Below are 14,754 nucleotides of genomic sequence, written 5' to 3'. Positions count from 1 at the left end.
AGTCTGGTGTAGCGGCGCGCGTGGGGTGGTTAATTCAGGGGCTTCTAGGTTAGGGCGTTTTCCCGCGCAACTTGTCGACGGCTTGTCGTCCTGCTTTGGGGGCTTCGTCCAGGTGAGTGGTGTCGGGATCGATGGCGAGCGCGGTGCCATCGACCTCCAGAGGGGTTGGTGGTGTGGATGATGGAGACTGTGGCCCACCGGTTGCGTCACCAGCGATTACCTTTTCGACGATGCTCCGCTTGACAAGCCCCAGGGCGATAGGCCCTTCGTCGCAGTCGTCAACGACGGTTCCGATTCGGCCGACCTTTCGTTTCCCAGAGGTAATTGCCTCACCTGGTTCGGATCGGCGGGCTGAGTAACCGTCGACTTGGAGTTTGACCAGGAGCCGCGGCGGTCGCCCGAGGTTTTGTATCCGCGACACCGTCTCTTGCCCGCGATAGCACCCTTTGTTCAGGTGAACATAGGAGGTCGTGGACCCGTCGTCGACGGTTGCCCGTTGGGTCGGCGCGTTGGCGGGGGTTCCGATAAAGGCTTCTATTTCATGTGGCACCGTGCGATCGTCGAGGTCAGCGTGTACCTCCGGAATGACTGCTTTGACGCGCTCTGCTTCGTAGGCCATGAGCCCGGTGGCTTTCGCCCCCGCATTGATGAGCGCCGTGAACGCGTCGGTCAGCGAAGGTCTGGGTACCAAGAGATGGACAGAATCTTCCGTGCCGACGAGGGGATCGGTGAATGTAATTGTTCCTTTGGGAAGGGTATCGGGCGGGGTAGCGGTCGCCGGCGTGCTCGGAGCGTGATGGCCTTCTAAGACTTGGGCCATAACTGTCGACGTGTCGGGACCGATGACGGTAATGAGGGCAAGGTCTGCTTCGTGGACGCTCACTGCGGACCAAAAGACCATTTGGGTCAGATACGTCTGAAGAGCGTCGAAAGTGTCTGGTTCGGAGATCACGTAGACACTGGGCTCGTTGGAACCAGTGGGCGAAGATTCCTTAGGTCGCACGATAGTGAACGCGTGTTCGATGTGTCCCTTAGCGTCCAAGATCAACCCATGAGTGGTCGAGCCGGGAGCCAGCGCATCAATTTTTTGGCTGATCAGCGAGTTCAGCCACGATAATGTGTCTGCTCCACTGATCTGGAGCACCCGTTGATGGGATCTGTCGACGACCCCTGCGGATCTCTCAAATGTGCGTTGTTCACCAAGAGGGTTTCCATAATGCCAGGCCACACCGTGTTGTTGGTGACCCTCTGGTGCGTCGGCGGCTCCGTCGATGGCGTCGAGAAGTGGGCTCTGATACGTCGGGGGAGTGGGGGCTTCTCCGGGGGTCTGGCTGGTGTTCGAAGTTTCGCGGGTGGCCACGAGTGTCAGTGTAGTCGGGAATGTGGTGGTTATCATGAAACGTTTCGCCGCAGTTATGTCACAGGGGCGTCATACAATACGGATATGTCTTCTGCTTCATCTGCGCTTCCGCCGTTGTCGCCCCGGTCGCCCGGCACGAACCCGCTGCTCGTTGTCTCTGTATTACACGCGGGTTTGGATTCGTTGAGTCGGGAGCCCCGTGTTCACGATTCGTCCCAGCCACTGTTGTTTGCCGACGACCTCGCCGCGGTTCGTGGCGACGGTATTTTCGAGACGCTCATGCTCCGGGGTGGAAGTGTCCGGAATCTGGACCGGCACGCGAAGCGGTTTCGTCGTTCGGCTGCCATGCTGGGGTTACCGGAGCCGGACCTGGATTTGTGGGCTCGCGCGACGGATTTGGCTGTGAAGTCGTGGAAGAAGCAGTACCCGGAGCTTGCGGATCGTGATTGTGGCTTGCGGTGGGTATTATCCCGCGGTCGCGAGTCGACGGGGCGGCCGACGGGATGGATTACGGTAGCGCCGATGTCGGAGGAAGTTGAGCGTAGCCGTCGCGAAGGTGTCAAGGTGATGTCTGCGGAGCGAGGATTCCGCTTGGACTTGTCGGAGCGATCACCATGGGCACTGATTGGCGCGAAGACATTGTCCTATGCAGCGAATATGGCTGCCTTGCGCTATGCCCATGAGCATAATTTCGACGACGTTATCTTCATTTCCGACGACGGCGCCGTGTTGGAGGGCCCGACGTCCACTGTGATTGCGGTATCTGATCGCCGCATGATAACGCCCAAAACGGACGCGGGGATTCTCGCAGGAACCACGCAAGCGTCCATGTTTGGCATTGCGCGGGAGCGTGGTTGGGCCTGTGAGGAGCGTCGTCTCACGCTTGATGATCTTAAAGCCGCTGATGGTGTGTGGCTGGTGTCCTCAGTACGGGTTGCTGCGCGGGTACTGAGTTTGGACGGGTTCGAGTTTGACCGGCCAGATACAGCCGACGAGGTTGAGGAGATTGCCGCCGAAGCTGTCGGGGAGTGAGGGCATGGTGGGGCCTTGTCGTTTTTGTACGGAGCGTGTCCTTATCGGTGTACTGAACTGGGGCTCTGTAATTTCCTCATGGTGGAAAATATCCACGCGAAGCTTACGTGAGATGCGGCAGACGCTCTTCTCCATCCGCTTCGGGCGTCGTCGATAACTGCGGGAATTGATCAGCCGCCTTGGAAAACGCCCGTGTTAGCCGATCCAATGTCTGTCCAGCTTGTCCAGATTCGGGGTCACGGAGGGTACGGTTTAATTCAATCTGCAGGACGGAGTGCCCCTTTTTCTGCAGGTAATCGGTCACAGTGTAGCCGGACTCGGCCTCAAACTTATTCTGTGACACATGGCCATCGAACTCTTCCTGTAGAGCACCAACGATGGCGTCCGTCGACTCCGATGGTTCGTCACCTGTGCCGGCAGACACAGGTTCGTCCAGCGAAGTATCTTTCATCCCATGAATTTCGACAATAACGGCATTATTGGGGAGGCGATCGATGATTCGTGTGAACTCATCATCCCGCGTCGACCAATTCTTATTCCAGTCTGAAACCGTGCCCGTGGTTGTTAACGACGACGCACCCGTGCGGTTAGCCACAATCTCAGTAATACCGCCCGTGTACAGGTCAGCTGGTTTCCTTTTGCCGTCACGAATATGTGTCGTGGCATGGGGAGCAATGAGTACCAAGGGTGAGGTTGTAGTCCGATCCACCCACCGCACTGAATTAGACTTCCCAGCCCCATCATTGTGATTGGCCTGGTATTTTGCGTTCCGCTCGATAATCTCAGCAGTACCCGGATCTCGGGTTGTCGTAGACTCTGGAGCGGAGAGAGGGGGAGTTGCAGGTTGATCCGTGAGTTTTGAATATCCAAGAATAGATGAATAGCCAGGAGTAGTTGCGTGTGCCGATCCTAGAGTTCGCCCGCTTACCGCCCCATGAGTAAGGAGCGTGCTAGCGAGACCGAGAGTCAGTCCTAACGCTATTCCTAACCGTTTGTTGCGTATCAAAAAGCCTCGTCGACATGTGGAGTGGTGATGTCTTTCGGTGTCCGTCGAGGCAGATTTTGGGGGATGGATATTGCGTGTCAAAAGCTTTTCCGAGGACAGGTCTTCGCGAACACGTTGATTATTAGGCATACCTAGACATTAACCCCGAGTTGACACTGAAAACCAGTAATTGTGATCGGTGTGACTCCGCTAGGAGAGCTGCATTTCCGCTGTTTAGAGGCTTATAGGGATCCCACAGTTTCGAGGGGCACGCCCACGAGCTACGCCAATACCGACCACACTTCCCAGGCCGACCACACGTCTTAGGTCGTCGCGTCCACCTTTTCTTGGCGCGTCGCCCATTCCAGAAGCTGGAACAGATTCTGGTAATTCTGGCCGGTAGCCTCGGTCATCCCCTGCTCGCACGTCCGGTTGATCGATGCGTAAGCAGAGTACGGCCGCTCATTGACCTCATGCGCCTCCGCTCGCGTTGCGCTTTTCGTTAACTCAGGGTGAAGCATCCCACGGTCACCCGCATACGCGCAGCAACCCCAATGCTTCGGCACCGTCACATTCCGGGCGACAACGCGCGCGATAGCGCACATCTCGTCGATAAGACCTAAATGAGTCAGCGAGCACGTGGGGTGGAGCACCAGAGAATCCAACTGCCGCTTCGCTTCCACGTGGGGGAGCAGATAGCGCACACAGAACTCGACGGCATCCATCACCTGCACATTCTCCCATTTAGGGTCACAGGCCGCGGCCTTCTTAACAGTGTCCCGCATGACCTGAATGCCCTCTGTGCAGGAGGCAGCATCGCACACGATCGGCAGCCGGCCTTCCTCCGACGCCTCCCACAGCCCAGAGAGCACGCGTGTGCGCATGACCTCGTAGCCCTCCAGCATGCCCTTGGACTTCCACGGTGTACCGCAGCACATGCCACCGATACCGTTCGGAGTGCGCCACGTTAGGCCCGCACGCTGCGCTACCGCCTCGAAAGCCTTGGTCGCATTCATTGCTCGCTTTCCGTCGCCATCAATGCCACCGAACATCTCGTTCACACAGGCGGGGAAGAAAACAAAATCCGCGTGGTCGGTGGAGACATCGTGGCGCAGAGGGCCGCCTTGGGGCAGTGCACTCTTATAGAGAGGCATCGTGTCATCGCCGACCACTTGCCGCGCAACCCGTGTGGCAGCCGTCGGCAGGGACGACGGAACCGCATGCGCGGCAGTCATTGCCAGCGAACCAGCCTTGGCGCCCAGGTTCCACCCGTGTGCGGCCGCCTTCCAGCCCTTTTGGGCAACACTGCCAGCACTTTCCGCGCGCAACTGACGGATCAAATCGCCTGTGTTGATCCCCACCGGGCACCGCGTAAGGCACATCCCGTCCACCGCGCACGTATCCTGCCCGTCGTACTGCCACCGCTCCTGCAACTCCGTGGCCAGCTTTGTGTCCCCGCGGTTCTTCGCTGCAGCAATTTCACGACGCACAACAATCCGTTGGCGTGGCGTCAACGTGAGGTTTCGTGACGGGCACACCGGCTCGCAATACCCGCACTCGACGCACCGATCCGCCACCTTCTCGATCCGGTCAGCCACCTTCAGATGCTCAACGTACTCATGCGGATCGTCGGTAATAATAACCCCGGGGTTGAGCATTCGCTTCGGATCAGCCGCGTCTTTAATCCGGCGCATAATCTGGTACAACTCCGAACCAAATTGGCGCTCAATAAACGGAGCCATAATGCGCCCCGTTCCATGCTCTGCCTTTAGCGAACCGTTATAACCCAGAATGACATCAACCATATCCTCGGTGAAACGCTGATACCGCTGGAGTTTCTTCACATCTCGAAATTGTTCATTTAAGAGGAAGTGAACATTGCCGTCTTTTGCATGACCGAAAATGACGGAACCGGGATAATCATGATTCCGGAAAAGATGCGTGAGATCATCGCACGCGCGGCCCAAATCCTGGACTGGCACCACAACATCTTCCAAAAGTGCATTCGTTCCACTCGGCCTTGCCCCAGCAACGGCCGCATACAAATTATTTCGCGTTGACCACAAGAGATTCCGTTCTTTTCTATCCGACGTCATCTCATGTGGAACTGCCAATGGCATTGATTCAAGATGGGGGAGCGCAGCCGAATACCGGTCGTGTAGCTCGTCGTCGCTGTCTCCAGTGAACTCCACCAGCAGCGCAGCGTGATCCTTAACATCGATCTCGCGAATTGAACGTGCTACCGACCCCGTCCTCTGGGCCACCTTGAGGCTCGTAGCATCCAATAGCTCAGCAGTCTGGAATCCATCCGCCACCAGCTGAGGAACCGCCGACGATGCGTCGATCAAATTAGAGAAAACCAACAATCCGGTGGAAACTCGTGGTTTTACTTCCAAAGTGTTAAAGGTAGCTTCGGCGATATACGCCAGAGTGCCTTCCGAACCGATCAAGAGGTGCGTGAAAATATCAAGAGGGGACTCATAGTCTAAAAACGAATTTAGGCCGTACCCCATGGTGTTCTTCATCGAATACTGGTGCTTGATTTTTCGCACCAACTCGGGACTCGACGTAATCTGCCGGCGCATCTGAACGAGAGCATCAAACAAATCCGGCTCTTGCGTGCGGAACTGTTGCTCAGCATCGTGGTCAGCTGAGTTAATCACCGTTCCACTAGGAAGAATAAATACCAAGGAATCCAGCGTCTGATAGGTATTGAATTGTGTACCGCAATGCATCCCTGATGAATTATTTGCCACCACTCCACCGATCGTGCACGCACTTGACGACGCAGGATCTGGCCCTAATTTCCGTTTGTATAGCGACAGATAGGCGTTAACCATTTGGATCGTCGCTCCGGGTTGAACGCGCACTTTCCGGCCATTATCCAGGACCTCGATGTCTTGGAACCGTCGCCGGGTATCGACCATCACAGCGTCAGTCGTCGCCTGTCCGGATAGGCTGGTTCCTCCTGCTCGAAAGCTGACCTGCAGGTTGCATTGATCGGCGGCAGCCATGATGCGGGCGACCTGGTCAGCGCTGTCGGGGCGCATGATCCCTTTCGGAACAAGCAGGTAGTGCGAGGCATCGTGCGCTTGCGCAATACGGGACAGCCCGTCGTCCGCGTAGTCGATACGGTCCTTGCCGTCCGCTTGAAGGGTGTTCAGAAAACGCCGGAATTGTGGGTCCTCATCGGCGTGGGGATGAGTGATGGGGGATTCCGCCTCAGTGACAGGGGTTGAGGTCGGATCCATATGTGTCGTCGTCATGGTCCTTAGTCTAGGAATAGAATCCAAAAATCCGTGCACTGGTGGTCGTGGATCGTGGCACGTCACACCCATAAATGCTTTATGAAAGTGGGTCCAGCTGCCGACTATGTGCCCGCAGCCGCCTGCCGATCCGTCGCGTGTCGATGAGCCCTCTGCACCATATCTTCCCCCATTTAGTTGACAAGTCACCAAAGTGTGAGCAATATAGTTGATGTGTCACATAACGTGGCATGGACACAACCCGTCAAGCGGTTAAAAAAGGAGAAAACAATGACTAACCTATCCACCATCAACGGAACCTACGAAATTGACGCATCTCACTCTCGTTTAGGGTTCGTTGTTCGCCACGCCATGGTGACGAAAGTTCGCGGATCGTTCTCAGATTTCACTGGGGAAGCCTCCGGCGATGCAACCGATCCGTCGTCAATCAAGGTGAATGTGACGGCACAAGCCGATTCCTTTACCACTGGTAATGAGGACCGTGATAAGCACATCAAATCAGGTGATTTCCTGGATGTGGAAAACAACCCAACGTTAACATTCACCTCCACCTCGGCGGAGATTAAAGGAGACACGCTGGAACTTACCGGGGACCTTACTATTAAAGGAACCACCCAATCTGTGACGATTCCGTTTGAATTCGGCGGCGAGGCCAAAGATCCATTCGGCAACGTGCGCGTTGGGTTCGAAGGTGCCATCACCATTTCTCGAAAAGACTTCGGATTGTCCTGGAATGCGGCCCTGGAAACTGGCGGAGTATTAATTTCCGACGCCGTTGCGCTGGAATTAGAAATCAGCGCAATAAAGAAGTAAGCGCAACCAAGAAACAATAGTTAGTGAGGGCGCTTAACTAACTAATCATCGCCGGCGGAATGCCCGTCGGCGGTATGTTGCCGGTGGTGTTACCCCGTCAGTGGTGGTATCTCACCGGCGTTTTATTTCTGTTGTTGGTTCTGTCGCTATATCGACACCGTTGGTACGTTGTTGCGCGTTGATCATTGCGGATGCGCGACTGGTAGGGGGCACACTTTTTACAGGTGGCACGATCTCGCCATTCTATGTAGAAAAGTGATATGGCTACTAAAGCAAAGGAATTTGTCCGACAGTACGCAACAAAGACCGACGATAACCGCAAGCCAACCCCTGATCCGGCGGAGGATAATGCCTTTTTCCCCTCGGCATACTCCCTTGAGCAGTACACCGCAGATACGACCGACTTCTCCGGCCTCGCCAGCGAAGACACGTACACCGGTGGCCGGTGGAAAGTCCTCGTTATTGCAACCGAAGAGCGCTACCTACCGATGCAGAACGGCACGTTCTTCTCTACCGGCAATCACCCCGTGGAAACGCTCCTTCCCCTCTTTCACATGCACAAAGCGGGGTTCGGAGTTGATGTCGCGACTAACTCAGGCAGCCCAGCGAAATTCGAATGGTGGGCGTTCCCGTCGAAGGACGACGCCGTCAACGACGCCTGGGATGCAACGAAAAGCGCTTTTAAACAGCCCAAGAAGCTCAGCGACGTCGTTGCTCAAGGACTCGACGATTACGCCGCAGTGTTCATCCCAGGTGGTCACGGTGCCATGAATGGTGTGCCGTCGGACAGTTCGGTAGGCGAAGCCCTGCGTTATTTCCTGAATAATGATCGGCTCATTATCACGCTGTGCCACGGACCGGCAGCTCTCTTAGCGGCAGGTATCGGGGCGGACGAGAATCCTTTCGCCGGGTACAGCGTCGTGGCTTTCCCGGATGCCCTCGACTTCGGTGCCAATATTGAGATTGGCTATTTACCTGGCGAGATGCCGTGGAAGCTGGGGGAGAAGCTCCAGGAAGCGGGTATCACCATTTCCAATGAGGATATGTCCGGAGCAACCACGCGGGATAGAAATCTTCTCACAGGAGATAGCCCTTTAGCTGCGAACGCTTTAGGAAAAGAAGCGGCGCTCGCCTTGTTGGACAAATTTAACGGTTAGATGCAATTAAGTTACCAACACTGTAGCTACGCGCGGCCGCGTGATGTAGGTTAGCCTCATGATTCCCATGATTGCTCCCCGTCGCACAGTGGTGTCCATGTGCGTCATCCTCGCGGCCGCCATCACGCTATTGCTGTCGTCCCTGCCCGCCCACGCTGGTGATGCTCAATCCCCAGTGACCGCCGGATCATCGTCCACCGACGGCCCGCTCCCAGTCATCTACGTCTCCGCATCCAGCGAATCACGGAGTTCTGCAGAAGCATATGCAGATAGTCTGCGTAACCACGGTTTAGACGTTCACGTCTTCATGACATGGGAACCAGACGATCCCTCCACCAGCCCTTATGTGACTGTTAAAGGCAACTCGGCGCGCCTGGCCACCTTCGTCGACAAGCTGAAACAACAAACCGGACACGATAAGTTCGACGTCGTCACGTGGTCCCAGGGTGGCCTCGTCACTCGGTACTGGCTCAAATACTTTGGCGGTGCCGATTTCGTCCGAAAAGCCGTGATACTTTCCGGGATGATCAAGGGGTCGCCCCATCACGCCGATGCCCTTCGCAAAGGCCAATGCCCGCCACCGAATGCGCGACTTTATGTCCCTCAGGAGCTGCTCAAGAGCCCCAGTGACACCTGCTTAGAGATGTCATCGGAGGGCGAGAGCATTCGTTCACTCAACACCCCGTCGGAAGCGCTGCCGGGTATCAAGTACTACGCCGTCACGACGAAACAGGAAATCAACGCCGCCCCCTATGGCATCAATCTCATGGACGGCCCGGGTGACTACACCAATATCATCACGCAAGATCTGTGCCCGAATGACATTGTCGGGCACGGTGGGCTAACCAAACTCCCATCTATGCAAGCGTTGGTTTCCAACCTTCTGAAAGACGACAATCCGACGATGCCCTGTATGGCACCCGATTCGCCTAATGGGCTACCGACTCTCGGAGAGATCATCCCTCCCCTCACGTCCGCACCCAGCTTTGGCTAAGGTGCGGTCAGCGCGCGACCTGCCACGCGTAACGTGGGTTACCCGGCGTGGCGGGTGAGTTCCGCCGACATACGAGGAACCATCTCATTATCGACGGCACGCTCGTCAACCCAACCCAAGTGGTTATTCGGCATTAACCCGTAGAGGCGCTTACCCGGGCCCAGCGTGGCGGGGCCGGACGCTGTCACCATCGTCGATGCAGACTGCACATCCCATTGGCGCTCAGTCGTCGGCTGGCCATAGAAAATTTCGACCACGCCGCTGGCGTGCGCGCACACGAATTCGATCTCATCTTTATCGTTAATACGCCAGAACCCCGATTCCCGCTCATCGGGCCCGGAGGCTTCGCCTTCTTTATTTATCCTCCATGTACGTGACTCATATGACAGATAGTTCTGGCCATCATGAGCGAAGGTAATTTGCTGCCCAAAGGGATATTCCTCACCGGTTGCTAAATCTCGGGCTTGCCCTTCGCCCCGCCAGACCCCAACCAGGGGAAGAAGTGCCAGAAGACCATCGTGAAGAGACGGGCCCTGGCGTAAATTCGCCGTGTCGTCCGGAATAGGAAGATCACCAAAAACAGGAATGTTACGGCTGGCTGTGGTCTTGGCTTGTTCCGCAGCACGATTGACGGCCTCATTGCCATCAAGTTTGTGCCCCTGTGGTGCCCTCTCACCAGCGAAACCACCGCTGGGAGAGTGATCTGCCTGTCCCGCGGAACCAGTTCCGGGAACGCCGAATTTCTGTGCACTGTTTTTGTCGTTTTCTGCCATGGTGCCCAGCGTACCGGAGGGGTAGGACTAATCGCCTTCCCGTCCTCGCTACTTCTTACTCCCTGTCGTTTTCGTATCTCGCTTCCTCGGGTTCTTCCCGCGCCATAGGCGCAAGGTCCGACAAATTAATTGTCACATTTTGTTGGCTAGCCTGCAGAAAAATAGACCCGCCTTCGCAATAAATAAAATCAGGACGTGCCCTGAGCGGAAGATATTTTCCTTCTAATTGGAGGGAAAAGGCTCGTTTTATTTCATCCCGAATGTCCTCTGGGATCTCCCGCCCCTTCACAACCGGGGCATCCTTATCTCTGCTCGCCGGACCGTCGAGAACTTCGTAGGCATCCATGGAAATAACGTCGGCTTTGATGCGCAGCCGAACTGCTACTGTGGCCGGCTTATCTAAACCACCAATAGAACCACTAAAAACCGAATCCGACTCTTGACCACCGTTCGGCGCTGTATTCGCCAACCGTCGGATAGTCAGATCGGTAATCCCGAGACGCTCGCCTAAAGCTAATCCGTCCAGCGATAGCGTCGTCGACATGGTCTCAACCGGAGCATTCTCAATCCGTCCGTGAAGAATGTCGTGTGTCGACGCCTCGATATTCGTTGCCGAGGAATGGACAGTCACCAAACCAAACCCAGGAACGTCGAGATCTTGTGCATCGACGGTGAGCGACGATAGCTTCCCGCGCTCAGCTTCATACAAGAAAGGAAACCCCCCGGCTGTCACATCGGGTTGAACAGGCAAATTAGAGTAGTGCTGTAGTTCGCGCGAGATACGTGACTCTGTTCGAGCTGCGACTAGAGAGTCTCCCACCCATGCGCATACGCCGAGAACCATCACAACGATAGCGACGATGATGCCTACTTTGTGCACCCTCCGCCGGTGGCGAGACCGCGTCTTAACGGGCACCGAACCGGCGGGCGAAGAAGGCTGATGAGTCACCCCTACAGTTTTACCGGTTTCCCCGCTATTCATCGAACCTACAAGAAAAATAGACTATCCGGTTCGGTCAACGGGGCGAACTGGGCTAAAGTGACCCAGTATTGAGCTGTTGAGCTAGTCAACGAAAAAGGATTACATCGTGAGGATAGCGTTACTCACCAATGCCACAAGCGTGGCCGACGTACTCCCGCCCTTGGCACTCTTGCCACACGAGACCGTCATTTTTCCTCCCGACGCTACGTCCTCACGACAACTTGACGACGTCGAACTCGCGGTGATCGACGTCACGGGCTCCGACCTCCTCGGCGCCAGGGAGCTCTGCCGGACCGTGGCCGCTGCTCACCCTGATATGCCCGTGGCCGTTGCCATCGCAGAAACCAGCCTGATCGCCCTAGATTCCTCCTGGGCTGTCGACGAATTCCTCCTGGCTAGCGCTACGCCGGTCGAAATTGACGCGCGCTTCCGGCTTCTGCTTACCCGTCGGCCAGTTCCCGTTAATGAGATCGACGATTCCAACGTCGTTACTGTTGGAGAACTTGTCGTTGATGACGCAACATACACTGCGCGTATCCATGGCACCCCGCTGGATCTGACGTATAAAGAATTTGAATTGCTCCGCTTTCTGGTTCAACACTCCGGGCGCGTGTTCACCCGAAAGCAGCTCTTGCAAGAAGTGTGGGGTTACGACTTTTTCGGTGGAACCCGAACTGTCGACGTGCATGTTCGGCGGCTTCGCGCCAAGCTGGGCACCGAGTATGAGGGAATGATCGCCACTGTTCGTAATGTTGGCTACAAGGCTATCGACCTTGACGCATAATCGGGACATGCCCGAAACTATGACTCGCGCCTGAACCCCGGTAGCCTGTGCGACGAAAGCCAAATAAGCGAGCACGAAGCTGGCGACCATCAGTCGGGCTGGTGCCACCCAGTGTTCGGCCACATTCGATCACAACAGTACTTAAGCGCAGAACCCGGAAATGAGTGAGGATTGTAGCGATGGCAGACGCACCCACCTTCAACGCACAGCCGTGTGACATCATCACCCAGCTGGTGTTAGGACCAGTTTCTCCCCGGGTTCGCAATGCTCGACAGGCGTCAGCCGATCGATGGATGGAAATCGAAACAATTCTGCACGAGAGCACCCGGCATGACGGCGTCGCACCGTTTTCCGAACAATTCTTGCGCGGAATGGAGGAACCGGACCTTCATCATTGGCACGCGTTAGTCAGGGTCGATGGGCACGTACGTGGCATTGCAGCCGTCGATCCTTCTGGTCCGGCCGTCGAACTCGCCGTTCATCCCTCTTATCGACGAGGCGGGCTGGCTACAGCGTTGCAACGTGCGGTTCGCGCCCATGCGTCGTCTCTCGGCCTGGGGGATGAACGTGATATTCACACCAACGGGATTGGATTGACATGGTGGGCGCACGGCGACCTCCCCGCTGCCCGGGCGGCGGCTGAGCACATTGGTGCTACCGCTGATCGTGAACTCCTCGTGATGGAGCTTCCTGGTTCTGCCGGGAAAGACGAGTCTGACGACAAACCCGTTGCTCAGGCAGCTGCGACGCTGCCTGATGATGTCACGGTTCTCAGCTGGACGGAATCAGCCCGTCGATGGGGGAAAGATGCAGTTGATGCTGCATGGCTGGCTGTCAACAATGAGGCCTTTGACTGGCACCCCGAACAAGGCGGGTGGGATCAGTCACGCTTGGATCAGGCCCGGAGAGCATCATGGTACGACCCCGACGGTGTCCTTTTGCTTTGGGGGAGTGAGGGCGATGGTAGTGGGGGATCAGCCGACGGTGTCAGCAAGAAGGACGAAAATACTGATCAGCTTCCCCCTCTTCTAGGGTTTCACTGGACGAAATTAGTGTGCGAGGGTGACGACGAAACCGGGCGCAAGGTTGGAGAGGTTTATGTGATCGGGCTCGCTCGGAAGGCCCAGGGGCGAGGCTTAGGTCGCGCTTTAACAGCGAAGGGGATCCAGTACTTAGCCAGCAATGACGCAGCTTACGTCGAGCTCTATGTCGAAGCAGATAACGCGCCCGCTGTTCATGCCTACGAGGCGCTCGGATTCACGGTGGTTGAGCGCCACACAGCATGGAAGTTCTGAGTGTTCACTCTCTGTTCATCTTGAATCTGCTCACTGGCAACCTCCACGGATTACTTTCAAACCTGAATCCGCATGTGTCGGAATCAGTAGGCGCCGAACGAGGCAGATGATGAAGTCAACCATCCGGCGTGGCTCGTTCTGCTCCTCACCTGGCGAAATCCCTGAGTCCCGGAGGAAAAGTGAACAGGAAACAAGTAGGACGCGGTACTGCCCTAGCTACCATTGCAGCCGTCTCAGCCCTCACTATGGTGGGCTGTAATAGTGATGACAATAGCGCGGACGGTGGATCCTCGTCGTCTAATGGAGATTCGAACCTCTCTGGAACCACCGGACAGCTCACCGCAGAGGGCTCATCCGCTCAGCAGAAAGCCATGAGTGTGTTCTCTGCGAAATACTCTCAAGCAGTTCCCGGCGCACAGTTCTCATACAACAGCACGGGATCAGGCGCTGGTCAAAAACAATTCGTAGCCGGACAGGTTAATTTTGGTGGATCGGATTCGCCTCTTGACGATAGCCAAATGACTGAGGCGAAAGACAAGACCTGTAAATCCGACGTTTGGCAGCTTCCTATGGTGATTGGGCCCGTGGCCGTTGCTTATAAATTAGATGGTGCTGACAGCGTCGCTTTGAGCCCAGAGGTCATCGCCAAGATCTTCAAAGGCGAGATCAAAAAGTGGAATGATGACGCCATTAAGAAGCTCAATGATGGAGTTAATCTTCCTGATAAAGACATCAAGGTTATCTATCGTTCGGATGAATCGGGGACCTCAGATAACTTCCAAAAATTCCTGAAGGCATCCGCGCCGGGACAGTGGGATTCCGAGGGGAAGGCGTTTCCCTCCACTACAGGGTCCGGGGCGAATGGCTCATCCGGTGTTGTCCAGGAAGTTGGAGCCACCGACGGGGCTATCACTTATGTGGAAGCCGGGTTCGCCAAAGAAGCTAATTTGAAAGAGGCGGCGATCGATTTCGGGCAGGGGCCTGTCGAACTCAATAAAGAGACCGTCGGCAATGCCTTAGATAAACTCACATATAAGGGTGAGGGCAACAATATGGTCGTCGATACCGATGCCCTTTTCGGCCTGAAAGAAAAAGACAGCTACCCGTTGTTCCTCACCACATATGAACTGGTGTGCTCGAAATACCAAGATTCGTCCACCGGTGATCGCGTCCGCGACTTCCTTACCGTCGCCATTAATGATGGGCAGGACTCGAACTTGGAAGATCAGGGCTATATTCCGGTCACGGGTCAATTGAAAGACAAATTGACCAGCGCGATTAAAGAAATCAAGTAATTCGAGGGAATGCGCGTA

At 55.8% G+C, this 14,754-nt stretch carries 12 protein-coding genes; 7 read left to right on the top strand and 5 right to left on the bottom strand.

What is annotated here, in order from left to right:
- Positions 1–49 precede the first annotated feature (49 nt).
- Positions 50–1,360 (bottom strand): YgfZ/GcvT domain-containing protein, encoded by a 1,311-nt coding sequence (locus I6J23_RS01645; RefSeq protein WP_239454944.1) that lies wholly within the window; start codon positions 1,358–1,360, stop codon positions 50–52.
- An 84-nt stretch (positions 1,361–1,444) separates the two neighbouring features.
- Between I6J23_RS01645 and I6J23_RS01640 the strand changes: the two genes are divergently transcribed.
- The gene (locus tag I6J23_RS01640; RefSeq protein WP_239454943.1) at positions 1,445–2,392 is read left to right on the top strand and encodes an aminodeoxychorismate lyase; all 948 of its coding nucleotides are present in this window, start codon (positions 1,445–1,447) and stop codon (positions 2,390–2,392) included.
- Between the two features lie 103 nt (positions 2,393–2,495).
- Here the strand turns inward: I6J23_RS01640 and I6J23_RS01635 are convergent, their stop codons facing one another.
- Both I6J23_RS01635 and I6J23_RS01630 read right to left on the bottom strand, forming a co-directional pair.
- Complete coding sequence (locus tag I6J23_RS01635) at positions 2,496–3,527, bottom strand: hypothetical protein (protein WP_204582273.1); 1,032 nt, start codon at positions 3,525–3,527, stop codon at positions 2,496–2,498.
- Positions 3,528–3,700: 173 nt separating this feature from the next.
- Entirely contained in the window at positions 3,701–6,643 is a 2,943-nt protein-coding gene (locus I6J23_RS01630) for an FAD-binding and (Fe-S)-binding domain-containing protein (RefSeq protein WP_239454942.1), read from the bottom strand.
- 270 nt (positions 6,644–6,913) lie between these two features.
- On the opposite strand from I6J23_RS01630, the gene I6J23_RS01625 reads away from it, so the two are divergent.
- From I6J23_RS01625 to I6J23_RS01615, 3 genes are all read left to right on the top strand, one after another.
- Complete coding sequence (locus tag I6J23_RS01625) at positions 6,914–7,456, top strand: YceI family protein (RefSeq protein WP_204582271.1); 543 nt, start codon at positions 6,914–6,916, stop codon at positions 7,454–7,456.
- A gap of 260 nt (positions 7,457–7,716) precedes the next feature.
- Positions 7,717–8,613: a glyoxalase III HchA gene (hchA, locus tag I6J23_RS01620; RefSeq protein WP_204582270.1), complete on the top strand. Its 897-nt coding sequence runs from the start codon at positions 7,717–7,719 to the stop codon at positions 8,611–8,613.
- Between the two features lie 58 nt (positions 8,614–8,671).
- Complete coding sequence (locus tag I6J23_RS01615) at positions 8,672–9,607, top strand: esterase/lipase family protein (RefSeq protein ID WP_204582269.1); 936 nt, start codon at positions 8,672–8,674, stop codon at positions 9,605–9,607.
- A gap of 38 nt (positions 9,608–9,645) precedes the next feature.
- On the opposite strand, the gene I6J23_RS01610 is transcribed toward I6J23_RS01615, so the two are convergent.
- Both I6J23_RS01610 and I6J23_RS01605 read right to left on the bottom strand, forming a co-directional pair.
- Positions 9,646–10,380, bottom strand: a complete 735-nt coding sequence (locus I6J23_RS01610) for an FABP family protein (RefSeq protein ID WP_204582268.1) — start codon at positions 10,378–10,380, stop codon at positions 9,646–9,648.
- Positions 10,381–10,435: 55 nt separating this feature from the next.
- Positions 10,436–11,329 (bottom strand): LmeA family phospholipid-binding protein, encoded by an 894-nt coding sequence (locus I6J23_RS01605; protein WP_204582267.1) that lies wholly within the window; start codon positions 11,327–11,329, stop codon positions 10,436–10,438.
- Positions 11,330–11,468: 139 nt separating this feature from the next.
- Here I6J23_RS01605 and I6J23_RS01600 point away from each other — a divergent pair, with 139 nt between their 5' ends.
- The 3 genes from I6J23_RS01600 (at position 11,469) to pstS (ending at position 14,736) form a co-directional block, all read left to right on the top strand.
- Entirely contained in the window at positions 11,469–12,146 is a 678-nt protein-coding gene (locus I6J23_RS01600) for a winged helix family transcriptional regulator (protein ID WP_046202046.1), read from the top strand.
- A 179-nt stretch (positions 12,147–12,325) separates the two neighbouring features.
- Positions 12,326–13,441, top strand: a complete 1,116-nt coding sequence (mshD, locus tag I6J23_RS01595; protein WP_204582266.1) for a mycothiol synthase — start codon at positions 12,326–12,328, stop codon at positions 13,439–13,441.
- Between the two features lie 245 nt (positions 13,442–13,686).
- On the top strand, positions 13,687–14,736 hold the full coding sequence (gene pstS / locus I6J23_RS01590; protein WP_046202176.1) for a phosphate ABC transporter substrate-binding protein PstS: 1,050 nt from the start codon (positions 13,687–13,689) through the stop codon (positions 14,734–14,736).
- The last annotated feature ends 18 nt before the right edge of the window (positions 14,737–14,754 follow it).

This window comes from Corynebacterium kroppenstedtii (assembly GCF_016894245.1).
Taxonomy (GTDB): domain Bacteria; phylum Actinomycetota; class Actinomycetes; order Mycobacteriales; family Mycobacteriaceae; genus Corynebacterium.
Note: the sequence above shows the minus strand (reverse complement) of the source record. Positions and strands in the feature narration are given on the sequence as shown.